Origin of the sequence: Cytobacillus sp. FSL R5-0377 (assembly GCF_038004385.1) — a bacterium.
Lineage (GTDB): Bacteria > Bacillota > Bacilli > Bacillales > Cytobacillaceae > Cytobacillus.
Genome location: NZ_JBBORA010000001.1, coordinates 3,387,132 through 3,408,622 on the forward strand (window position 1 = coordinate 3,387,132; position 21,491 = coordinate 3,408,622).

24 protein-coding genes are annotated in these 21,491 nt (G+C 41.6%); 18 read left to right on the plus strand and 6 right to left on the minus strand.

From position 1 onward, the window contains the following. Window positions 1-112 precede the first annotated feature (112 nt). The 9 genes from sppA (at window position 113) to NSQ49_RS17300 (ending at window position 7,745) form a co-directional block, all read left to right on the plus strand. Window positions 113-1,123: a signal peptide peptidase SppA gene (gene sppA, locus NSQ49_RS17260; RefSeq protein ID WP_159863436.1), complete on the plus strand. Its 1,011-nt coding sequence runs from the start codon at window positions 113-115 to the stop codon at window positions 1,121-1,123. Window positions 1,124-1,138: 15 nt separating this feature from the next. Beyond that, window positions 1,139-1,723 (plus strand): RDD family protein, encoded by a 585-nt coding sequence (locus NSQ49_RS17265; protein ID WP_251283929.1) that lies wholly within the window; start codon window positions 1,139-1,141, stop codon window positions 1,721-1,723. An 87-nt stretch (window positions 1,724-1,810) separates the two neighbouring features. Then, window positions 1,811-2,506 carry a DUF2953 domain-containing protein gene (locus NSQ49_RS17270; RefSeq protein ID WP_251283930.1) on the plus strand — a complete coding sequence of 232 codons (696 nt, stop codon included), beginning with the start codon at window positions 1,811-1,813 and terminating at the stop codon, window positions 2,504-2,506. A 17-nt stretch (window positions 2,507-2,523) separates the two neighbouring features. Continuing rightward, window positions 2,524-2,991 (plus strand): GerW family sporulation protein, encoded by a 468-nt coding sequence (ytfJ, locus tag NSQ49_RS17275; protein WP_159863433.1) that lies wholly within the window; start codon window positions 2,524-2,526, stop codon window positions 2,989-2,991. 130 nt (window positions 2,992-3,121) lie between these two features. After that, window positions 3,122-3,622: a thiol peroxidase gene (gene tpx, locus NSQ49_RS17280; protein WP_159863432.1), complete on the plus strand. Its 501-nt coding sequence runs from the start codon at window positions 3,122-3,124 to the stop codon at window positions 3,620-3,622. A 126-nt stretch (window positions 3,623-3,748) separates the two neighbouring features. Continuing rightward, entirely contained in the window at window positions 3,749-4,732 is a 984-nt protein-coding gene (locus tag NSQ49_RS17285) for a class I SAM-dependent methyltransferase (protein ID WP_251283931.1), read from the plus strand. Between the two features lie 292 nt (window positions 4,733-5,024). After that, window positions 5,025-6,212, plus strand: coding sequence for an acetate kinase (locus NSQ49_RS17290; RefSeq protein ID WP_159863430.1), 1,188 nt, complete (start codon window positions 5,025-5,027; stop codon window positions 6,210-6,212). Between the two features lie 144 nt (window positions 6,213-6,356). Then, on the plus strand, window positions 6,357-7,196 hold the full coding sequence (locus tag NSQ49_RS17295) for an EcsC family protein (protein WP_159863429.1): 840 nt from the start codon (window positions 6,357-6,359) through the stop codon (window positions 7,194-7,196). 36 nt (window positions 7,197-7,232) lie between these two features. Further along, window positions 7,233-7,745 carry a MogA/MoaB family molybdenum cofactor biosynthesis protein gene (locus NSQ49_RS17300; protein ID WP_251283932.1) on the plus strand — a complete coding sequence of 171 codons (513 nt, stop codon included), beginning with the start codon at window positions 7,233-7,235 and terminating at the stop codon, window positions 7,743-7,745. A 36-nt stretch (window positions 7,746-7,781) separates the two neighbouring features. On the opposite strand, the gene NSQ49_RS17305 is transcribed toward NSQ49_RS17300, so the two are convergent. Next, window positions 7,782-8,096 (minus strand): hypothetical protein, encoded by a 315-nt coding sequence (locus NSQ49_RS17305; RefSeq protein ID WP_159863427.1) that lies wholly within the window; start codon window positions 8,094-8,096, stop codon window positions 7,782-7,784. A 241-nt stretch (window positions 8,097-8,337) separates the two neighbouring features. Here NSQ49_RS17305 and pbp4b point away from each other — a divergent pair, with 241 nt between their 5' ends. The 3 genes from pbp4b to argH all read left to right on the plus strand — a co-directional run bounded on the left by pbp4b (window position 8,338) and on the right by argH (window position 12,516). Continuing rightward, a complete protein-coding gene (gene pbp4b / locus NSQ49_RS17310; RefSeq protein ID WP_251283933.1) occupies window positions 8,338-9,726 on the plus strand; it encodes a penicillin binding protein PBP4B in 1,389 nt (462 codons plus the stop codon). Window positions 9,727-9,916: 190 nt separating this feature from the next. Then, a complete protein-coding gene (locus NSQ49_RS17315) occupies window positions 9,917-11,125 on the plus strand; it encodes an argininosuccinate synthase (protein WP_159863425.1) in 1,209 nt (402 codons plus the stop codon). Continuing rightward, a complete protein-coding gene (argH, locus tag NSQ49_RS17320; RefSeq protein ID WP_251283934.1) occupies window positions 11,122-12,516 on the plus strand; it encodes an argininosuccinate lyase in 1,395 nt (464 codons plus the stop codon). Before NSQ49_RS17315 ends, argH begins: the two co-directional genes overlap by 4 nt. Before the next feature lie 33 nt (window positions 12,517-12,549). Here argH and NSQ49_RS17325 read toward each other — a convergent pair whose 3' ends face one another. Further along, window positions 12,550-13,005, minus strand: coding sequence for a universal stress protein (locus tag NSQ49_RS17325; RefSeq protein ID WP_251283935.1), 456 nt, complete (start codon window positions 13,003-13,005; stop codon window positions 12,550-12,552). A gap of 111 nt (window positions 13,006-13,116) precedes the next feature. On the opposite strand from NSQ49_RS17325, the gene NSQ49_RS17330 reads away from it, so the two are divergent. Together NSQ49_RS17330 and ald are read left to right on the plus strand one after the other, a co-directional pair. Continuing rightward, window positions 13,117-13,284 (plus strand): hypothetical protein, encoded by a 168-nt coding sequence (locus tag NSQ49_RS17330; RefSeq protein ID WP_251283936.1) that lies wholly within the window; start codon window positions 13,117-13,119, stop codon window positions 13,282-13,284. Between the two features lie 141 nt (window positions 13,285-13,425). Then, window positions 13,426-14,547 (plus strand): alanine dehydrogenase, encoded by a 1,122-nt coding sequence (gene ald, locus NSQ49_RS17335; RefSeq protein WP_251283937.1) that lies wholly within the window; start codon window positions 13,426-13,428, stop codon window positions 14,545-14,547. A gap of 78 nt (window positions 14,548-14,625) precedes the next feature. On the opposite strand, the gene NSQ49_RS17340 is transcribed toward ald, so the two are convergent. Then, window positions 14,626-15,723 carry a M24 family metallopeptidase gene (locus NSQ49_RS17340; RefSeq protein ID WP_159863421.1) on the minus strand — a complete coding sequence of 366 codons (1,098 nt, stop codon included), beginning with the start codon at window positions 15,721-15,723 and terminating at the stop codon, window positions 14,626-14,628. A gap of 849 nt (window positions 15,724-16,572) precedes the next feature. On the opposite strand from NSQ49_RS17340, the gene NSQ49_RS17345 reads away from it, so the two are divergent. From NSQ49_RS17345 to NSQ49_RS17355, 3 genes are all read left to right on the plus strand, one after another. Continuing rightward, the gene (locus NSQ49_RS17345; RefSeq protein ID WP_251283938.1) at window positions 16,573-17,253 is read left to right on the plus strand and encodes a metal-dependent hydrolase; all 681 of its coding nucleotides are present in this window, start codon (window positions 16,573-16,575) and stop codon (window positions 17,251-17,253) included. 116 nt (window positions 17,254-17,369) lie between these two features. Next, window positions 17,370-17,618, plus strand: coding sequence for a hypothetical protein (locus NSQ49_RS17350; protein ID WP_159863419.1), 249 nt, complete (start codon window positions 17,370-17,372; stop codon window positions 17,616-17,618). A gap of 82 nt (window positions 17,619-17,700) precedes the next feature. Beyond that, the gene (locus NSQ49_RS17355; protein ID WP_159863418.1) at window positions 17,701-19,020 is read left to right on the plus strand and encodes a CBS domain-containing protein; all 1,320 of its coding nucleotides are present in this window, start codon (window positions 17,701-17,703) and stop codon (window positions 19,018-19,020) included. Window positions 19,021-19,126: 106 nt separating this feature from the next. Here NSQ49_RS17355 and NSQ49_RS17360 read toward each other — a convergent pair whose 3' ends face one another. Further along, a complete protein-coding gene (locus NSQ49_RS17360) occupies window positions 19,127-19,432 on the minus strand; it encodes a YtpI family protein (RefSeq protein ID WP_159863417.1) in 306 nt (101 codons plus the stop codon). 138 nt (window positions 19,433-19,570) lie between these two features. Between NSQ49_RS17360 and NSQ49_RS17365 the strand changes: the two genes are divergently transcribed. Continuing rightward, the gene (locus NSQ49_RS17365) at window positions 19,571-20,509 is read left to right on the plus strand and encodes a DHH family phosphoesterase (RefSeq protein WP_159863416.1); all 939 of its coding nucleotides are present in this window, start codon (window positions 19,571-19,573) and stop codon (window positions 20,507-20,509) included. Window positions 20,510-20,537: 28 nt separating this feature from the next. Here the strand turns inward: NSQ49_RS17365 and ytrI are convergent, their stop codons facing one another. Both ytrI and NSQ49_RS17375 read right to left on the minus strand, forming a co-directional pair. Next, entirely contained in the window at window positions 20,538-21,038 is a 501-nt protein-coding gene (gene ytrI / locus NSQ49_RS17370) for a sporulation membrane protein YtrI (RefSeq protein ID WP_159863415.1), read from the minus strand. After that, window positions 21,035-21,430, minus strand: a complete 396-nt coding sequence (locus NSQ49_RS17375; RefSeq protein WP_311315923.1) for a YtrH family sporulation protein — start codon at window positions 21,428-21,430, stop codon at window positions 21,035-21,037. Before NSQ49_RS17375 ends, ytrI begins: the two co-directional genes overlap by 4 nt. Window positions 21,431-21,491 lie beyond the last annotated feature (61 nt).

A 21,491-nucleotide genomic window follows, 5' to 3' on the forward strand; every position in this document is an offset into this window, starting at 1 on the left:
AGTTTTATACGTATGAAGACTATGTGACAAATAGGTTTTCTGGGCAGCATAGTCAGCCAAACAAGGAGGCTGGGTATGTTAGGAGAGGGCATTTTAAAAGGAGGATTTCTTAATGAATGGGAAACGTTGGGCTGCACTGGGAATAGCAGCAGGTCTGTTTGTATTTTCCGTGGTGCTGAATTTTGTGACTGCATTTGCATTTACAGATTTGGAAAGCTCGGTAAATGAACTGTTTGCAGGAGGCAATGAAGCATTTTTGGAAGAAGTTATTGAAGAGGGAAATGCACAGAAAAAGATTGCCGTGCTGGATGTGAATGGAGTAATTCAGGATACGGGTGATGCAGCTTCTTTATTTGCAAGCCCGGGATATAATCATAAAGGATTCATGGATAATCTTGATTATGTAAAAGAAGACAGCACAGTAAAGGCGATTGTTATTAAGGTTAATTCCCCAGGAGGAGGGGTAGTTGAAAGCGCTGAAATACATGATAAAATCACTGAAATACAAAAAGAGACAAAGAAGCCCGTATACATATCAATGGGATCAATGGCTGCATCAGGAGGTTATTATATATCCGCTCCGGCTGACAAGATTTTTGCCAGTCCCGAGACATTAACCGGTTCTCTGGGTGTCATTATGCAGGGCTATAATTATGCGGGGCTTGCTGAAAAATATGGTGTCGAGTTTGTAACGATTAAGAGCGGTCCATATAAAGATATTATGAGTCCTACCAGGGAGATGACGGACGAGGAAAGAAAGATCCTTCAATCCATGATTAATAATTCATATGACGGATTTGTTAAAGTTATTGCGGAAGGCCGCGGATTAACCGAGGCACAGGTGAAGGAAATTGCGGATGGCCGAATTTATGACGGGCGGCAGGCTAAAGAACTGAATCTGATTGATGGTTTTGGCTATGATGATGATGTTATTGAACAATTAAAGAAAGACCATAAATTAAATGGTGCACAGGTTGTAAAGTATACTGAGAATTTCGGGTTCGGCTCCATGTTCAGCATGGGAGCGCGAAAAATCATGGGTGATGACCTGGAAATGGCAGGAGTAATGAAGCTGTTATCACAGCCAAACTCACCGCGTTTAATGTATCTTTATGCTGAATAGGGAGGGGGAGAAAAGATGACTTCAAATGATTCTAATGAAAGAGAACTTGCCCATCCTGATGTAAGGCAGGATGAAGGCGGGATCGAGTCAGCTATTGCTGATGCAGATTCGGCAGGCAAGGAAACGGTCACACAGGCAGAAACCCTCCCCATTCAAAAGGCTACGGCACCCATCAGGTTAGCCGGTTTCTGGATGAGATTTTGGGCTTATCTATTAGATTTAGTTGTAGTTGGCAGTGTAGACCGGATATTAATCAATCCAATTTTTAGAGCATTGGATATTCCTTTGCATGAAAGCAATTTGTTTTCACCGATTTCCATAGCAACGGCCATTACGTTTTATGCCTATTTTGTGCTGATGACAAAGTTTTTTGGCAAGACGCTCGGGAAAATGGTATTCGGTTTAAGAGTAGTAGATCTTAAAGGAGAAAAGCTGACCTGGGGCACCATTTTGTTCCGTGAATGGATCGGCCGTTTTATATCAGCGACCATTTTTATCGGCTATGTGATTATAGCCTTCCTGCCGAAAAAACAGGGACTTCATGATCTTTTTGCTGATACCACTGTTGTTCATGAAAGGCAAAATGAACAAGTCATTTAATGGAGAATTTGAAGCCTGTCACCGCCTGGTGGCAGGTTTATTTTTTTTCAGATGGGCATAATACAAAGCTGAAAGGGTGTGAAAAAAATGAAGTGGATCCTGATTGCTGCAATTGCCCTTATACTTCTTTTAATTCTAATTATGATAACAAAACTAAAGATATATTTTCATTTTTACCATGGAAATGATAACGATCATCTAAAAATACAATTGAAAGCCTGGTTCGGACTGATCCGATACAAAATTGAAGTCCCGCTGATAAAGGTTGATGATAACTCGCCAACGGTTGTCGTAAAGGAAAAGACGGCTGCAGGGCCACAGGAAGATTCATCTGGCAAGGATACAAAGCAATTCTCACCGACTGACCTTATTAATAGTTTACATGACACGAAAGCTATTATTAATCATATCGTCTCTCTCCACAAAATAATCCGGAAATTTCTAAAGCGTGTAACTATCCGGAATCTTGAATGGCATACTTTTGCAGGCCTTGGGGATGCTGCCCATACGGGGATGATCACCGGGGCTCTCTGGGCGATAAAAGGGAGCATTATTGGATTAATCAGTCATTATATGAAACTGAAAACGCCTCCCAGCATCACTGTTACTCCCCATTTTCAATTTTCCGTTTCGCAAACAGCCATTTCATGTATGATTCATTTTCGTGTCGGGCATGCTATGTTAGCAGGAATTAAACTGATCAAATATTGGAAAGGCGGACGGCCGGACTTTAGGGCGAAGCCGCTTTCTGCCTTATCTGATGATGGTACTCAAACTGTCTAATAGAGGAGGAGCAATGAATGTCTGACCATCCAATTCAAGGGCTTATGACAACTGCCATGGAAAATCTGAAAGAGATGATTGATGTTAACACCATAATCGGGGATCCTGTAGAAACCCCTGATGGCAGTGTGATTTTAACTGTTTCAAAGGTAGGCTTTGGCTTTGCAGCCGGAGGAAGCGAATTTATGCTTGATGGACAATCAGCCGAGGAAAAGGGCCATCCATTTGGCGGAGGTAGCGGAGGCGGTGTCTCTATTACTCCAATCGCCTTTTTGATTGTCAATTCCCACGGGGTGAAAATGGTTCACCTTGATGAAAGCACTCATTTGTATGAGAAAATACTTGACCTTGCCCCGCAGGCAGTCGATAAAATTCAGCAGATGTTTAATAATAAGAAAGAAACCGGTTCCGGCAGCCAGCAAGGCCAGAACCATCAAGAAAACAAAGATGAGTATAGCGGATCAAAGCAGGATCTGGATATCTGAGAGAATAAGGAAGTTAACTTTCCTATGGAGAGTTAACTTTTTTCTTGGAAAGTATCCTTAATAATTGCAAAAAAGATTCTGAAAAGATATGATTTACACTGTACATAAGTGATTAAGGAGGACGATTTAAATGGCATCTATTACATTCAAAGGAAATCCTGTAACATTGCTGGGCAATGAAGTAAAAGTAGGAGATAAAGCGCCTGAATTCAAGGTTCTGGCTAATGATCTTTCTGAAGTTACACTTGCTGACTCTAAAGGGCAGGTACGTCTAATCAGCGTAGTACCTTCTATCGACACGGGCGTTTGTGATGCACAGACACGCCGTTTTAACGAAGAAGCTTCCAAGCTTGATAATGTTAAAATTCTTACTGTAAGCGTAGATCTTCCGTTTGCTCAAAAACGCTGGTGTGCAGCTGCAGGCATAGAAAATGTTCAAACTGTTTCCGATCACCGTGACCTGTCTTTCGGAGAAGCTTATGGGGTAGCCATCCAGGAACTTCGTCTATTGGCTCGTGCTGTTTTTGTTGTCGATTCAAATGACACTGTGACATATGCGGAATATGTTAGTGAAGCAACTGACCATCCTGACTATGAAGCAGCAGTGGAAGCAGCTAAACAAGCGAAATAATTTAGAATATTGGAGGCTCCGGATTCGTTCCGGAGCTTTTATTTTTTTGTTCATCAGCACCAAACTTGTGAATGAACCAAAAGCCCGTTAAAATAGGAAAAAGAATAAGGACGGGAGGAATATGCTGTGAAAATAACTCCGGTTGAGGAATTATTTACGATTTTAAATGAAACGGCTGTAATTATGCAGGAAGAACTGCATTGTACATACTTAGAAGCTCTTGCTGAAACAGGAGAGAATTTATTTCATGAAAGCATTCTTCAGGATGAGCTAAGTGAATTAACCATTAAGAGGCTCAGGAAGAGTTACGAATCCATTGACTTAAACAGCTGCTCAAAAGAAGAAATTAGAAATTCTTTTCAGCTTGCTATATTAAAGGGCATGAAAGAGAATGTGCAGCCTAATCATCAAATGACTCCTGATGCTGTGGGAATGCTGATGGGGTATCTTGTTGAAAAATTCATTCAGGAAAAGAGTTTCCGCCTGCTTGATCCTGCAGTAGGAACAGGAAACTTATTGACTACTGTTATGAATCACCAAAGCGGTAAAGTGATTGAGGCAACCGGGATTGAAATTGATGACTTATTGATCAAGCTGGCTTACATTAATGCCAATTTACAGGAGCATCCTATTCAATTTTTCAACCAGGATAGCCTTGAACCGCTGTTTATTGAATCTGCCGATGCTGTAGTAAGTGATTTGCCTGTCGGGTATTATCCGAATGATGTCCGTTCTGCCGAGTATAAGCTTAAAGCGGATGAGGGGCATTCCTATTCCCATCACTTATTTATTGAGCAGAGCATGAATCATGTGAAATCTGGAGGATATTTATTTTTTATCATTCCAAATGGTATGTTCGAAAGTGATCAGGCTCCTAAGCTGCATGAATATATTAAGGAAAATGCCTACATCCAAGGATTGATACAGCTGCCGCTCACCATGTTCAAAAATGAAAAAGCAGCCAAAAGCATCTTCATCCTTCAGAAGAAAGGGGAAGGAGTCACTCCCCCTAAGCAGGCTCTCCTGGTCAACTTGCCAAGCTTATCTAAAACAGCAGAAACCGAAAAAATCCTCAGAAAAATTGATGGATGGTTTAAAGAAAGCAAATAAGGATAAACGAAAAAGAAGCTGAGCATTTGACGGCTTCTTTTTTTAATGAATCAATTTAATGAAGTGTCAGAAAACACTTAATTTAGCATGAAAACGATACCATTGCAAGGTGATTCTTGAAATGTTTTGCTTACAGTGTTTAAATGGAAAATTGAGAGATATTAAGTGTGTCCGATGCACAAAATAAAGTTGTATTACTTTGTTTCGCAGTATCACACATTGTTATATAAAAGTATGGGTTTTAGGTGACAGATCAGTCCCCTTGAACATCTTCTAAAGGAGCGGTAGCTTTATGGCAAAAATCATTGCAATTAACGCCGGCAGTTCATCATTAAAATTTCAGTTATTTGACATGCCGAGTGAAGAGGTTATTACAAAAGGCTTAATAGAGCGTATTGGGCTGGATAATGCAGTCTTCAATATTTCTGTAAATAACGAAAAAATTAAGGAAGTAACAGATATACCAGATCATGCAGTAGCTGTTAAAATCCTTTTAGAAAAATTAACAAATCTGGGGATCATTAAATCTCTTAATGAAATCGAAGGTATTGGCCACCGTGTTGTTCACGGCGGTGAAGCGTTTAATGATTCTGCGGTTATTACAGATGAAGTGCTTGCAAAAATAGATGAACTATCTGAGCTTGCACCTCTTCACAACCCAGCTAATATTACGGGAATTAAGGCGTTCCAGCAGGTCCTTCCAAATGTGCCTGCAGTGGCAGTATTTGATACTGCGTTCCACCAGACGATGCCGGAAAGCTCTTTCCTATATAGCTTGCCATATGAGTATTATGAGAAGTATGGCATCCGCAAGTATGGCTTCCATGGAACTTCACATAAATATGTTTCAGAGCGTGCAGCGGAAATGCTCGGCCGTCCACTTGAGCAGCTTCGCCTGATCTCCTGCCACTTAGGAAATGGAGCCAGTATTACAGCGATTGAAGGCGGAAAGTCAATCGATACTTCAATGGGCTTCACTCCGTTAGCAGGTGTTACAATGGGTACGCGTTCAGGTAACATTGACCCTGCACTTATTCCATTCATAATGGAAAAGACGGGCAAGAATGCAGATGAAGTTCTTGATGTGCTAAATAAAAAGAGCGGTATGCTTGGTGTTTCCGGCTTCTCCAGTGACCTTCGGGACATTGAAATTCAAGCTGTCGAAGGAAATGAAAGAGCAGAATTGGCTCTTGAAGTATTCGCAAACAGAATCCATAAATATATCGGATCTTATGCTTCCCGCATGTATGGCGTAGACGCGATCATTTTCACAGCTGGAATCGGTGAAAACAGTGATGTTATCCGTGAACGAGTTCTTCAGGGGCTGGAATTCATGGGCGTATACTGGGATCCTGCATTAAACAAAGTGCGCGGTGAAGAAGCATTCATCAACTACCCTCACTCACCAGTTAAAGTCATGATTATCCCGACAAATGAGGAAGTTATGATTGCACGTGATGTTGTGAGATTAGCTAAATAACATTCAAGATAGGCAAGGGCTTTATAAGCTCTTGTCTTTTTTGTTGTATGGGAATGAAAATTCACAATCAGACAGAAGGAGAATTTTCCATCTGAATTATGCTATACTGAGTCAAAGAAAAAATGTTTTTTGGGAGGAATTGCGATGCCATTGAACGAACGGGAAGAAAGCGTTTTGGCAGGTATTCAGGAGTGGGAAAATACCCTGCTGAGTTATGAGCCCAATGATTTGGAGATGGTTTATGATAAATCATTGGAAAGGTCTTTTTCACTATTGCCTGAAGAAGTTCAGCATCAATTTTTTTCGGCAATGGATAGCTGGCTGTTTCATCTTCATGCGCTTATTCAAGGTTCACAGCTTCAAATGGATGCGAAAGAGCGAATATTGACCGCAGGCCGTGTATTTCATTCTGATATCGAGACGATTGAAGATCTTAAAAAGCTAAATATCGACCAGCTTCAATACATAGCTCAACAGCAGATTGCCCGCCATCGGCTTTATTCGTTTGCACAGGGCGGCATTGCAGGTTCTGGCAGCTCACTCATGCTGGGTGCAGATATTCCTGCTATGGCAGTTATTAATCTTCGTGCCGTACAGCTGATTGCCATGACCTATGGCATTGAAGTCAATACTCCATTTGAAATGATGAGTTCTCTTAAGGTTTTTCATGCTGCCACATTACCGGCTCGCATGCAGAGCAGTGCATGGCAAGAATTAATGGACGAGCTGAAGAACCAGGAAGAATTTTATTTTTATGAAGGAAAAGAAGAATTGACTGATATTACCTGGATTGAGCAGCCAATGAAGCAGCTTTTTAAAGGAATGGCAATTTATTTTTTTCGCAGAAAATCTATTCAGGGAATACCTTTCATCAGCATGGCCATAGGGGCAGGGACTAATTACCAGCTGACAAGAAAAGTAACAGAATTTGCCCATAAATATTATCAGATGAGATATCTGAAAACTAAGAATGATCAGCAGTAAACCGAGGAATGATTTTTCAAAGAAAGGTGGTGCCAAGTGAGTACATTAGAGCATAAAAAAGAAGCGCCAAAAAAAGTCAGGTGCAAAGTGATCACCGTAAGTGATACGCGAGATGAAGAAACGGATAAAAGCGGAAAACTGATGATTCAGCTGCTCGAAGAGGCAGGACATAATATAGCTGACTATGAAATCGTCAAGGATGAAGGAACTCTCATTCGTGAGGCCGTATTAAAAGGCTGCGAAAACCCCGGTATTGATGCTGTTCTAACAAATGGAGGCACTGGTATTGCTCTCCGGGATGTTACGATTGAGACGGTTAGAGAATTATTTGATAAAGAAATCGATGGATTTGGCGAATTGTTCAGAATGCTGAGCTACACGGAAGATATTGGTTCAGCGGCCATTCTATCGCGGGCAGCTGCAGGGACAGTTAGAAATAAAGCCGTTTTTTCAACTCCTGGATCATCAGGGGCAGTTCGGCTGGCCATGAATAAGCTGATTCTGCCAGAACTCGGGCATATCGTCAGGGAACTTAGAAAAGATTTATAAGAGGCAAAAAACCTTTCCGCCGCGGAAAGGTTTTTCTTATGAATGCATCTTTCCTGTAATATCCTGATTTGTTCGGTACCAAAGCCACAAATCATTAATGATGGATGCCAGTTCTGAAATTTCGCTGTTGAGTCTGCATGATTTTTCAAAATTCCCCTCATCTGAAAGCTCGGCCTGTTTCCTGTTAATATCCGCTTCAAGCTCGGCAATGCGGTCAGGAATCCTGCCTCTTATCTTTTCCCATTGAAACAGGATCATCTGCTGTGTTCTGTGTGAGTATTCATCCCATTCCCTGTCAAAGCTGGGAATAGCAATTCCAAGCCGGCTGTTATGTGAAAAATGCTCCTCCATTATGAATCCCCCAAATGATAATCTTGCTTTTATTTTACTATAAAGGTGTTTGCTATGCATGGATGTTTTAGTATTCATTCATTTTCTGCAGATACTACTATGGAACTAATATGAAGATAAAAGAACTTGGTTCACAAGAACTGATTTAATAGAAAGGCTAAGGTATTGGTTTACAGCTTTAATAAATATAGAATAGTATATTGACTATTGAGAATATTAAAACAAATACAAGGAGGAGAATATGAAAAGATTTATAACACAATTGACAGTTTTAGCTATAGTGCTGGGTTTGCTGCTGCCATACCCCGCTGCAGCTCTGGGAGAAGAAGTGGGCAGAACAGGAAGCAGCTTAGAAGAGCAAGGATTTACACATAAGAAACCAATAAAATATCCAATCCTATCAAAAGCAAAGCGCCCCGAGGATGCAGGCTTTTCTTCCAGAAAACTCAAAGAGGTTGATAAGCTGATCGAGGGAGAAATAGAAGCTGGTTTTCCGGGAGCAGTTTTAGTCGTAATTAAAGATGGCAAGATTGTTAAAAACTCCGCATATGGTTCAGCCAAGGTCTTTGATGGTTCTAATCCTTTAAATCATCTGCAGAAAATGAAAACAAAAACCATGTTTGATCTAGCATCAAACACGAAAATGTATGCCGTTAATTTTTCACTGCAGCATCTTGTCAGTGAAGGAAAGATCAATCTTGAAGAAAAAATTCAGCACTATTTTCCTGAATTTAAAGATTCTGCGGACGATGAAATAAAAGGGAAAGCGGAGCTCCGGATAATCGACCTGCTTCATCATACTGCCGGATTTCCTTCAAGCGTCCATTATCATAATCCTGAAAGGGCGGGAGAATTATATTCCCAGGAACGAAGTAAAACCCTTTCCATGATTTTGAAAACTCCCCTTGAGTATGAACCTGGCACCAAACAGGTATACAGTGACATTGACTATATGCTCCTTGGATTTATTATTGAAAAAATTACTGGAGAGCAGCTTGACGATTATACTGAAAATCATATTTATAAGCCATTGGGATTAAAGCATACCTTATTTAATCCGCTCCGCAAAGGATTCAAGAAAAAGGATTTTGCTGCAACTGAATTGCACGGCAACACTAGAGATGGAGTTATTTCGTTCCCTAATATCCGTACCTATACTCTCCAAGGAGAGGTTCATGATGAAAAGTCCTTTTATTCAATGGATGGAATATCCGGTCATGCAGGCCTCTTTTCCACCACTTCAGATCTTGCTGTCCTGATGCAGGTAATGCTTAATGATGGGGGCTATGGAAATATAAAATTATTTGATAAACAGACCATTGATAAATTTGTAGAACCTTATGATATGAATCCTACATATGGGTTAGGATGGCGTTTGAACGGTGATTCAAGCATGGAGTGGATGTTCAGCGAGTATGCAGGGAAAAATGTATTTGGGCATACCGGCTGGACTGGAACAGTAACGGTGATAGACAGAGAAAATAATTTAGCAGTTGCTCTGCTGACAAATAAAAAACATTCTCCTGTTATCGATCCAACAAAAGATCCGCATAAGTTTCAAGGTGACACATACAGCATCAGTCAATATGGAAGTGTGATTTCAGCAGTTTATGAGGCATTAAAACACTAAACAATACTGCAGGCAAAAGCCAATAAAGGGCTTTTGCTTTTTTATTTGAAAAATAATATTTATTTTTATACATTTTTAAGAATAAGTATTGATTTTTAAAGAAAAGGTTGTTAAAGTAAGAGAATAATAAATGAATAAAAACATAATTTAATTGTATATTTATACGTAAAATCTAAGGAGGAAATATAAAATGTCACAAAATAAAGTTGTACTTGCATACTCAGGCGGATTGGATACATCTGTTGCGATTAAATGGCTTCAGGATCAAGGTTATGCTGTTGTTGCCTGCTGCCTTGATGTTGGCGAAGGAAAAGATCTGAACTTTATCCAGAAAAAAGCTTTGACGGTTGGAGCAGTCCAATCGTATGTGATTGATGCAAAAGAGGAATTTGCTAATGAATATGCATTGCTGGCACTTCAGGCACATGCATTATATGAAAATAAGTATCCACTAATCTCTGCTCTTTCACGTCCGCTGATCGCCAAAAAGCTTGTTGAAGTAGCAGAAAAAGAAGGCGCAGTAGCAGTAGCACATGGATGTACCGGCAAAGGAAATGACCAGGTTCGTTTTGAAGTGGCAATTCAGGCTCTTAACCCGGATCTCCAGGTGCTAGCACCTGTTCGTGAGTGGAGCTGGTCACGTGAGGAAGAAATTGAATATGCAAAACAAAATAATATTCCTATTCCAATTAACTTAAATTCTCCATACAGCATTGATCAAAACTTATGGGGAAGAAGCAATGAGTGTGGAGTCCTGGAAGATCCATGGGCTGCTCCTCCGGAAGATGCATACGATCTTACTGCTTCACTTGAAAAAGCTCCTGATACACCTGATACAATTGAAATCGGTTTTGAAAAGGGTGTGCCAGTCAGCTTAAATGGCAAAGGCATGAAGCTTTCCGAGCTAATTGCTGAATTGAATGAGCTTGCAGGCAAGCATGGGGTTGGACGTATCGACCATGTTGAAAACCGCCTTGTCGGCATAAAATCCCGTGAGGTGTATGAGTGTCCGGGTGCGATTACACTCCTGAAAGCCCATAAAGAGCTTGAGGACTTAACGATGGTAAAAGAAATGGCCCACTTTAAACCGGTCATCGAGAAAAAAGTGGCTGAGCTTATCTATGAAGGATTGTGGTTCTCCCAGCTTAACAATGCGTTAACAGCTTTCCTAAAAGAAACACAAGCATTTGTAACAGGGACAGTAAGAGTAAAGCTGTTTAAAGGCCATGCAATTGTTGAGGGAAGAAAATCCCCTTATTCCCTGTACGATGAAAAATTAGCAACCTATACTTCAGATGATGAATTTGACCACAATGCAGCAGTTGGCTTTATTAAGCTGTGGGGCTTGCCGACAAAAGTGCAGAGCATTGTTCAAAACAGCAAGAAGGTGACAGTGTGAAAAAACTGTGGGGAGGCAGATTTACAAAATCTGCTGAAGAATGGGTAGATGAATTCGGAGCATCGATTTCATTTGACCAGGAATTGGTTATGGAAGATATCGAAGGAAGCATGGCCCACGTTTCCATGCTTTCTAAAACAGGAATTATTACTGAGGGCGAAGCAGAAAAAATCAAAGCTGGCCTTCAGCAGCTTAAAGCGAAGGCTGAAAAGGATGAACTCACTTACTCAGTAAAACTTGAAGATATTCATTTAAATCTTGAGAGCCATTTGACTGAACTGACAGGACCTGTCGGCGGCAAACTTCATACAGCAAGAAGCCGAAATGACCAGGTGGCGACAGATATGCATTTATATATCCGCAAGCAGGTGGAGCAGATTGTTGAGTTGATTCAGGAAATGCAGGAAGAGTTAGTCATCCAGGCTGAAAAAAATGTGGAAACCATTATGCCTGGCTATACTCATCTGCAGAGGGCCCAGCCGATCTCCTTCGGCCACCATCTGATGGCTTATTTTTGGATGCTTGAGAGGGACAAGGAGCGCTTTACTGAAAGTCTAAAGAGAATCAACATATCACCTCTTGGAGCGGGGGCGCTGGCTGGCACCACTTTCCCGATTGACCGTGAGTATACGGCTGAACTTCTCGGGTTTGAAGGCATCTATGAGAACAGCCTGGATGCAGTTAGTGACAGAGACTTTATTCTTGAGTTTTTATCCTCAAGTTCAATCCTGATGATGCATCTGTCGCGTTTAAGTGAAGAGTTCATTCTCTGGTCAAGCCAGGAATTTCAATTCATTGAGCTCGATGACAGCTTTGCAACAGGCTCGAGCATCATGCCGCAGAAGAAAAACCCCGACATGGCTGAGCTCATTCGCGGAAAAACAGGGCGAGTATATGGAAACCTTGTGGGTCTTCTAACAGTATTGAAAGGCCTGCCCCTTGCCTATAACAAAGATATGCAGGAAGATAAAGAAGGAATGTTTGATACTGTAAAGACAGTCACAGGTTCACTTAAGATTTTTGCGGGTATGATCCGCACCATGAAGGTGAAAACCGGGCAGATGGAAAAAGCGACTAAAAATGATTTTTCCAATGCAACTGAACTGGCAGATTATCTATCTGATAAAGGCATTCCTTTCAGAGAAGCACATGAGATTGTCGGGAAACTGGTTCTTGTCTGTGTACAAAAGGGATGCTTCCTTGGAGATTTGCCGCTTGATGATTTCAAGAATGCACATGGATTGTTCGAAGAAGATATTTATGAGGTGCTGGATCCATACACAGCTGTTAAAAGAAGAAATAGTGCAGGCGGAACCGGATTCAAACAAGTAAGCATCGCGATAGATAAAGCGAAGAAATACCTTGGAACTAAAGAGTTTGCCAATAAATAAAAAATGGCGCTGCCTGCTGCAGCGCCATTTTTTCTATTCTTCATCTTCTTTATCCGTTCTAACTACGAGAACATCACAGCGGGCATAACGGGTAATATGTTCAGATACACTGCCAATGATGAAACGTTCAACCGCGTTCATGCCTGTTGCCCCGCAAATGATCAGCTCCACGTTGTGCTTTCTGGCAATATCTTTTGGAACTTTCACTTTTGGTGAACCATAATCGACTTCATATGTCACATTTTCGATACCTGCATCCACTGCTGTCTTTTTGTATTTTTCCATTAATTCTGTTGCAAAACGGTCAGCTCTTTCGGCAATCGTGCGGTCATAGGCTTCGACAGTGGCGAACGTGCGGGTATCAATGATATGTGCCAATACCATAGAAGCATTATTGCGCTTGGCAATTTCAATTGCTTTTTTAAATGCCCATTCTGCTTCATTTGAACCATCAACAGCGACTAATATGTTCTTATATTTCATGCCCACTTGAATCTCCTCCTTTACCTATATTATACATTTGTAAAAATTGAATATCTGTAGCAGAAAATCGAACAATAGTAAGGCTGATAAATTTTTTGGAAAAGGAGCAGATGTAAAATGGAAAAGAGAGAACCAAAAGCAGGATCCGGATATTTTTTTGATGAGCAAGGTGCCAATGAAGTTAGTACACAAATTATGAATGCTTATAACAGCGGTGTTATTGACCAGCCAAATGCCGAGTTTGACATGGAAGCTCACGATAGAAATGAAGGCAATTTTCAATGAAAAAGCAAGCTCTCATAAATGAATGAGGGCTTTTTATATGTTGTTTGAAAGGAGAAAAAATAGGCGGATTAAGTGTATACTTTTCCCTCATATAGCCATATAAAGTTAATAGCGGATCACTAATATACGGAGGTATGCTGAATGCGTATCGGAGTTCCTAAGGAAGTAAAAAATAATGAAAACAGGGTTGCCATGACCCCTGCCGGTGTTATGAATCTTATTCAATTTGGCCATGAAGTCTATTTAGAAACGGGTGCTGGAGCCGGATCGGGCTTTTCAGACAGCGACTATCTGAGTGCAGGAGCACATATTGTTCAGACTGCAGAAGAGGCGTGGGCCATGGAGATGGTCATGAAGGTAAAGGAGCCCGTACAGAGCGAATATGTATATTTTCGGGAAGGGTTAATTCTCTTTACATATTTACATTTGGCTGCTGAACCTGCTTTGACAAATGCTTTAATAAATAATAAGGTTGTGGGCATTGCTTATGAAACAGTACAGCTTCCCAACCGGACATTGCCTCTATTGACTCCTATGAGTGAAGTAGCCGGAAGAATGGCAGCGCAGGTAGGAGCGCAGTTCCTTGAAAAAATCCATGGAGGAAAAGGAATTCTGCTATCAGGGGTTCCGGGTGTACAGCGTGGGAGTGTAACGATAATCGGCGGCGGGGTTGCCGGAACTAATGCGGCAAAAATGGCAATTGGTCTTGGTGCCAAGGTGACCATGATTGATTTGAATCCAGATCGCCTCCGGCAGCTTGATGATATCTTTGGGAAAGAAGTAACCACTTTAATCTCAAACCCTTATAATATAGCTGAAGCTGTTAAGAACTCCGATCTTGTGATTGGCGCTGTCCTGATTCCGGGTGCAAAAGCTCCTAAGCTTGTAACAGAGGAAATGATCAAAACCATGAGCCCCGGTTCTGTTCTCGTGGATATTGCCATTGACCAGGGAGGAATTTTTGAAACAACAGATCGAATTACTACCCATGACAATCCGACATATGAAAAGCATGGCATAGTTCACTATGCGGTAGCCAATATGCCTGGAGCTGTTCCCAGAACATCCACTCTTGCATTGACTAATGTGACGGTGCCATATGCACTGCAAATCGCCAATAAAGGCTACAAGCAGGCATGTCTGGATAATGAGGCTTTATTAAAGGGTGTTAATACATTAAATGGTTATGTGACTTATAAGGCTGTAGCTGAGGCTCATAGTCTTGACTATTCAGATACGAGAACACAATTAGAGCAGCAATAGGATATCGGCGGTTCTATCTAATTTTAAAATAATAAAAAAATCCGGGGCAGGTTAGCTCCGGATTTTTCTGTGGATTTGTTATTTAATAATCTGAAGTTCTTTCGGGAACTTCGTCAAAAGTTCTACTCCGTCTGCTGTTACAGCAAGGTCATCCTCAATCCTCACTCCGGCAACACCAGGGACGTAGATTCCAGGTTCGATAGTGAAGACCATACCCTCTTCAAGCAAAAGCGGGTTTGTTTCTGTTAATGAAGGATACTCATGAACGCTTACACCCAGGCCATGCCCCAATCGATGCGGGAAATAGTCGCCGTAGCCGGCTTCTGCTATCAGGTTTCTTGCTGTCAGGTCAATATCCGCACATGTGACTCCCGGCTTGCTCGCTTCAACCGCTGCAAGCTGAGCTTTTAAGACGGTATCATAAATTTCTTTTTGTTTATCACTAATATCACCATAAGCTACAGTTCTGGTAATATCTGAGCAGTAGCCATTCCAGACAACTCCCAGGTCAAACAGGACTAAATCCCCTTTTTGGATCTTCGTCATTCCCGGTGTCCCATGAGGAGAAGCTCCGTTAGCCCCTGTTAGGACCATGGTAGAGAAAGACATTTCATTAACGCCTTTTTTCTTTAACGCATATTCGACGGCAGCCAGAACATCCAGTTCTGTTTTTCCTTCCTGGATTTCGGCACAGCCTGTTTCAATCGCAAAATCAGCCAATGCACATGCTTCGCGGATGATTTCCAATTCTTTTTCATCCTTAACCATACGAAGCTGGCGAAGTTTTTCTTCTGCTGAAACAAAGGATGCACCGCTAAACAGGCCTGAAATGGCCTCATAGCGCTCCACATTCATATGCTCTTTTTCGATTGCTGCTTTATTTACTTTTCCAATTCTTTTATGTATGGATGTCTGGATAAATTCCCAAGGGTTCTGAATATCGCTGTACCCAATAATTTCATGTCTCCAGCCGGCATTCTTGGCATCTTCTTTTTCCATAGCCGGACATACAAGGAATGGCTCTTCCTCTTGGAAAACCGCCAGTCCAAGCAAGCGTTCATGAGGGTCGCTTAAAAAGCCGCTTAAATAAAATACATTATCCGGTGATGTTACAAAAGTGATTTGTATATCATTTTCCTTCATCCACTGTGATAATTTCTGCAATCTGTTATTCATAATGAACCTCCTTATGTACTGATACTTTGAGAGTAGCAACTAAATAAGAAAAGCGCAAGCGCCTTGCCACTCGGTGAGCAGACTAAGAACGCTATTTTCTCATGAAAGTTGCTGCTTTTGTTCTTGCGATGTATTGCTTACGGAGCTGTTCTTGTCCTGTGGGGCACACAAGCGGAAGATGAATCCAGTAAGAAGGTGTTTTTGAATTTGAAAGGAAACGGATTAGGGGCGAAAGGCAGACAAGTAAACCTGCTTTTAGGTTGGGTTCGAACCTGAAGTAACTTCGGACATAGCGAGCTGGATTTTCTATTTTTGTGTCAGAGCCTGACTCAACTTCGGACACATTGCCCGGGATTTTCTATTTTCGCGTCAGAACCTGGTTCAATTTCGGACACATTGCCCGGGATTTTCTATTTTTGCGTCAGAACCTGGTTCACCTTCGGACACAGCGAGTCGGATTTTCTATTTTGGTGTCAAAACCTGGTTCACCTTTGGACACAGCGAGCCGGATTTTCCATTTTTGTATCAGAACCTGGTTCACCTTCGGACACAGCGAGTCAGATTTTCTATTTTGGTGTCAGAACCTGGTTCATCTTCGGACACAGCGAGTCGGATTTTCTGTTTTTGTGTCAGAACCTGGTTCATCTTCGGACACAGCGAGTCGGATTTTCTGTTTTTGTGTCAGAACCTGGTTTACCTTCGGACACAGCGCCCAGCTTTTTCTATTTTTGTGTCCAAACCCAGAACCTTTTAAAGATGACCAATTTGGGTATATTCTAAAGAAAGCAGGAATAACCTGTTTTTCGTTGAAGTAAATTACATAACTTAAAATAAGAGAGGAGCATAAAATTGAAAGTATCATTTCATGGTCATGCTGTAGTGGAAATTGAATCAAAGGGAAAAACCATCTTAATAGATCCTTTTATTACCGGGAATGATTTAACAGACTTAAAAGCTGAGGAGCAGAAGCCGGACGTCATCATTGTAACTCATGGACATGGCGATCATCTTGGAGATACGATTGAGCTGGCAAAGCGCAATAACTCTCTTGTCATTGCCAATTTTGAGCTTGCCACCTATCTGGGCTGGCAGGGTGTTAATGCACATGGAATGTCGATCGGCGGCGGATATGATTTTGATTTCGGAAGAGTGAAGCTGACACCGGCATTTCATGGAACAGGTCTTGAGACAGAGAATCAGGAAATCATCTACCTGGGCATGCCTGCAGGTGTTCTCATTACCTTAGAAGGAAAAACGATTTATCATGCAGGGGATACAGGGCTTTTCTCTGATATGAAGTTAATTGGTGACCGTCATCCGATTGATTTGGCATTCCTGCCGATTGGAGACAATTTTACGATGGGGCCGGATGACGCAGCATACGCAGCAGAACTCCTGGGAGCCAAAAAGGTTGTTCCGATTCACTTCAACACCTTCCCCCCAATCAGGCAGGATCCACATGAATTCATCAGCATGCTAGAAGATGGAATAGGGCAGGTTCTCGAAACAGGGGAATCAATAGAATTATAATATCTCAAACGCAGCTTTCCGATGGAGGCTGCGTTATTTTTTATTAATAAAATCCACTCATTTTCCCAGCCTGTCCGCATACATTTTAGGGAGGAAGGATAAAGGAGGAAGTGAAAATGAACAAAAACCGATATTTGCTATGCTTGCTGCTGTGCGGCTTGATGCTTTATTATGCAGCTCCAAGAATGGGTGTATTTAATGGAGGAGCTGAAGGGATCTTTGCTATCAGCTGGCTGGCCCTTGCCCTTTTTGTTATTGCCGGGAACCTGAGTGCCTTAATGTATGCACCGAAAAAAGAGGCTGTACCGGGGAAGCAAATGCGCAAATTGGCAGACAGGAAGCGGGCGCGCTCCTTCGGCAGGTAACGCAGATTGGCGGAGTCAATTGTATCAAGGCACCTTTACCCTTATAATGAAAATAAGGAATAATTTGTAGAGGGTGAAAGTCTTGGCTACTAAGCATGAGCAAATATTACAATATATTGATGAACTGCCAATTGGAGAAAAGATATCGGTCAGACAGATCGCCAAGGCACTGGCTGTGAGTGAAGGGACTGCATACAGAGCGATTAAGGATGCGGAGAATAAGGGATATGTCAGTACAATAGAACGTGTAGGGACAATAAGAATTGAGCGGAAGAAAAAAGAGAATATTGAAAAGCTTACTTTTGCAGAAGTTGTTAATATCGTTGATGGCCAGGTGCTCGGTGGAAGAGCAGGGCTCCATAAAACACTGAATAAATTTGTTATTGGTGCGATGAAGCTTGAAGCGATGATGAGATATACGGATGCCGGAAACCTGCTGATCGTAGGAAACCGCACCCAGGCACACGAATTAGCATTAAAGGCTGGCGCTGCTGTATTAATTACCGGGGGATTTGATACAGAAGACCATGTCAAAAAGCTTGCTGACGATCTGCAGATGCCTGTGATCTCAAGCAGTTATGATACCTTCACAGTTGCAACTATGATCAACAGGGCTATCTATGACCAGCTGATTAAAAAGGAGATTGTACTTGTTGAAGATATCCTGACTCCCCTGCAGGAAGCGATTTTCCTGAAAACAACTGATACTATTGCAGATTGGATGACATATAACCGCGAAACCAGCCACAGCCGATTCCCGGTTGTCGATAATAATCTCAAGGTGCAGGGAGTTGTTACTTCTAAAGATATTATGGGACATGATAAAGAAACGCTTATCGAAAAAATCATGACTAAAAACCCAATGACAGTAGGCGGGAAAACGAGCGTTGCTTCTTCCTCGCATATGATGGTGTGGGAAGGAATAGAATTGCTCCCGGTGGTGGATGAAGCGAATAAACTCGAAGGCATTGTAAGCCGTCAGGATGTGCTGAAGGCTTTGCAGATGATACAAAGGCAGCCGCAGGTGGGTGAAACAATTGATGATATAGTCACAAGCCAGCTGGTAATGACACGGGGGAAAACAAAAGGGGATGATGTCTACCGCTGTGAGGTTACTCCGCAGATGACTAATCACCTTGGAACGATTTCGTATGGTGTCTTTACGACCATTGTAACGGAAGCAGCAAACAGAGTGTTAAGAAGTTATAAAAAGGGAGATCTCGTAGTTGAAAATATGACTGTCTATTTTATAAAACCTGTTCAGATAGACAGCATGCTTGAAATCTATCCTAAAGTCCTGGAAGTTGGGCGGAAGTTCGGTAAAGTGGACGTTGAAGTTTTTAACGAAGGTGTCCTTGTGGGCAAGGCGATGATGATGTGCCAGCTGATTGACAGACATTAATACAAGTTAAGAGGAAGCGCTGAAGACTGATAGTTCTTTCTTGAAAACCAAAAGCCGTTCATATGAACGGCTTTTGGTTTGCCGGCCCTTTCGGATACCCGGATCTTTAATTTTTCCTTGCTGCTTCAGCTTCTTTGGCAGCGTGAGGCATGTAAAACTTATACGCTTTTATGCCGCCCCATATGCTTAATCCGCCGATAAGAATAAATACAATTGCCACAATGAGAGCGGTGGTTGTGTCGTATAAAAACAGCTGGTTAAGGCCAAATATGGCAACAAATGAACCTAGGGCAATTCTGGACTTGGCTGATATCCATTGCCTTTCAGCCGGCTGTCTGCTTCTGAAGAATTTTACTTTGTAGAAAATATAGAAAGAAAAAGAAAGAATAATCAGGATAACAAAAATAGGCATTTCTTAACCTCCAAGTTTCGACAATCTCTTATTATTCTACCTTCATTAATAAAAAATTGCCATAAGCATGGAATGTTTTCTTTTTCTTTTCATGGTGGTATGGTAAATATATAGTATTCAGAATAAAAGGAGCGCGCCATGAAACAGAAGATACTTGATGAAATAATAAAATATGAAACAATCATTATTCATAGGCATGTCCGGCCGGATCCGGATGCATATGGTTCACAGGGCGGCCTTGCTGAAATCCTTAAGGCTTCATTTCCGGAAAAAGCGATCTTTACTGTCGGGCAGGAGGAAGAAACACTTCATTTTATGAGAAGGCTTGATGAAATATCCGACGATACATATAAAGGTGCGCTGGTCATTGTCTGTGATACAGCAAATGCAGAGCGGATATGCGGTGATAGATATGGAACGGGCAGTAAATTGATCAAAATTGATCATCACCCCAATATGGATCCGTATGGCAATTTAATGTGGGTGGATACAGATGCAAGCTCTACAAGTGAAATGATTTATGAGTTTTACCTTTTCGGCAAAGAACAGGGCCTAAAAATGTCTGATGAGGCGGCCAGGCTGTTATTTGCTGGTATAGTTGGGGATACAGGCCGTTTCCTTTATCCGAGTACGACAGAAAAGACATTTGCCTATGCAGGTGAACTGATCCACTATAATTTTTCACGTCCGGAGCTGTTTGATAAGATGTATGAGCTGGACGCAAATATTGTTAAACTGAAGGGCTATGTGCTGCAGAATTTTGAGATGAGATCCAGCGGTGCTGCTGTAATGATCCTGAAAAAGGAATTGCTCGAAGAATTTGATGCGGTACCTTCCAAAGCATCCCTGCTTGTAAGTACTCTTGGTGATGTAAAGGGAATAAAAGCATGGGTTTTCTTTATCGAGGAAAGCGATCAAATCCGTGTGCGATTCCGTTCTAAGGGTCCAATCATTAATGAAATTGCAAGGAAGTATAAAGGCGGGGGACATCCTCTGGCTGCCGGGGCTTCCATTTATTCATGGGATGAGATGGATTCCGTTGTAAAAGACCTTGAGGCTGTCTGCAGAGATTACTAATTTATGATGCCCGGCAAAGAGCCGGGCATCAATCCAGCATAATATTCAATTCAATGGAGACGGTTGTATAGATGACCAATTCTATAACTTCCACCCGGTATCTTTTTTCGTTTACGCGATGTGTTTTATTCTCTATTATTTTCTTGATCAGTTCGCTGCTTTTATAAACAGTATCCATGTCTTTGGCAATCATCATGTTAATATCCTCTTTTATTTTATCTTCCAGCTGGAAAACGCTGAAGGAATCCAGTTTATACTTTTCGCCGTTTACAATTTTAATGGAAATATCCTGGACAGTCAGTTTTTTCTGATTTTCTTTATTTAGTTTTTTGAATTCCTCCTGCCAGATTTCTTTATCTTTCTCCAATTCATAAATTGCATCCTGCTGAAGCTTGATTTCTTTACTGTATCTCTCCTGCCATTGTCCAAAGATAAATAAAAAAATAAACCAGCTGATGATGCCTCCCAGAGCCATTCCTGCAAAAAAACGCTGCCAGGATGGCAAACGGTAGTAAGGCGGTATCCTCATGCTGAAATGTTCTCCTGAGTCAGCCAGTTAATGAGCATGGCTCCGGTCTGAGCCCCTCCGAGAGCAGATAGAATCAGCATAAATTGTTTGAAGATATCCTTAGTCTGTCCATCCATAACGCCTTTCTCAAAGCTGTATACGGTATCGAAGGTTCCTCCTATCGCTGCAATGATGGCCCAAATGCGAATCATATTGGAAATCTGGAAGATTTGATTCAAAGGAGGCTTGCCTGTCAGAAAAGCAGCCATGCCGCCAATGATTGATCCTCCAATCAAAACACCGAACGCAATGAAATAGCTCTCAATTAGTGTGGAGAAAAAGGGCTGGGTATTCATATCATCCATCCTCGCTGCAGGAATGGTCCTGCCAGAATTATCTTGATACTTCATCATATGGACAAACTTAATAAAATATGTTTTTTACGTCCTGTAAAAAAGAGAACATATTTTCTTT

Excerpts from the sequence above, each read along its gene's own strand:
- sppA (WP_159863436.1), top strand. The coding sequence starts at position 113 with ATGAATGGGAAACGTTGGGCTGCACTGGGAATAGCAGCAGGTCTGTTT.
- NSQ49_RS17265 (WP_251283929.1), top strand. The coding sequence starts at position 1,139 with ATGACTTCAAATGATTCTAATGAAAGAGAACTTGCCCATCCTGATGTA.
- NSQ49_RS17270 (WP_251283930.1), top strand. The coding sequence starts at position 1,811 with ATGAAGTGGATCCTGATTGCTGCAATTGCCCTTATACTTCTTTTAATT.
- ytfJ (WP_159863433.1), top strand. The coding sequence starts at position 2,524 with ATGTCTGACCATCCAATTCAAGGGCTTATGACAACTGCCATGGAAAAT.
- tpx (WP_159863432.1), top strand. The coding sequence starts at position 3,122 with ATGGCATCTATTACATTCAAAGGAAATCCTGTAACATTGCTGGGCAAT.
- NSQ49_RS17290 (WP_159863430.1), top strand. The coding sequence starts at position 5,025 with ATGGCAAAAATCATTGCAATTAACGCCGGCAGTTCATCATTAAAATTT.
- NSQ49_RS17295 (WP_159863429.1), top strand. The coding sequence starts at position 6,357 with ATGCCATTGAACGAACGGGAAGAAAGCGTTTTGGCAGGTATTCAGGAG.
- NSQ49_RS17305 (WP_159863427.1), bottom strand. The coding sequence starts at position 8,096 with ATGGAGGAGCATTTTTCACATAACAGCCGGCTTGGAATTGCTATTCCC.
- pbp4b (WP_251283933.1), top strand. The coding sequence starts at position 8,338 with ATGAAAAGATTTATAACACAATTGACAGTTTTAGCTATAGTGCTGGGT.
- NSQ49_RS17315 (WP_159863425.1), top strand. The coding sequence starts at position 9,917 with ATGTCACAAAATAAAGTTGTACTTGCATACTCAGGCGGATTGGATACA.
- NSQ49_RS17330 (WP_251283936.1), top strand. The coding sequence starts at position 13,117 with ATGGAAAAGAGAGAACCAAAAGCAGGATCCGGATATTTTTTTGATGAG.
- ald (WP_251283937.1), top strand. The coding sequence starts at position 13,426 with ATGCGTATCGGAGTTCCTAAGGAAGTAAAAAATAATGAAAACAGGGTT.
- NSQ49_RS17340 (WP_159863421.1), bottom strand. The coding sequence starts at position 15,723 with ATGAATAACAGATTGCAGAAATTATCACAGTGGATGAAGGAAAATGAT.
- NSQ49_RS17350 (WP_159863419.1), top strand. The coding sequence starts at position 17,370 with ATGAACAAAAACCGATATTTGCTATGCTTGCTGCTGTGCGGCTTGATG.
- NSQ49_RS17360 (WP_159863417.1), bottom strand. The coding sequence starts at position 19,432 with ATGCCTATTTTTGTTATCCTGATTATTCTTTCTTTTTCTTTCTATATT.
- NSQ49_RS17365 (WP_159863416.1), top strand. The coding sequence starts at position 19,571 with ATGAAACAGAAGATACTTGATGAAATAATAAAATATGAAACAATCATT.
- ytrI (WP_159863415.1), bottom strand. The coding sequence starts at position 21,038 with ATGAGGATACCGCCTTACTACCGTTTGCCATCCTGGCAGCGTTTTTTT.
- NSQ49_RS17375 (WP_311315923.1), bottom strand. The coding sequence starts at position 21,430 with ATGATGAAGTATCAAGATAATTCTGGCAGGACCATTCCTGCAGCGAGG.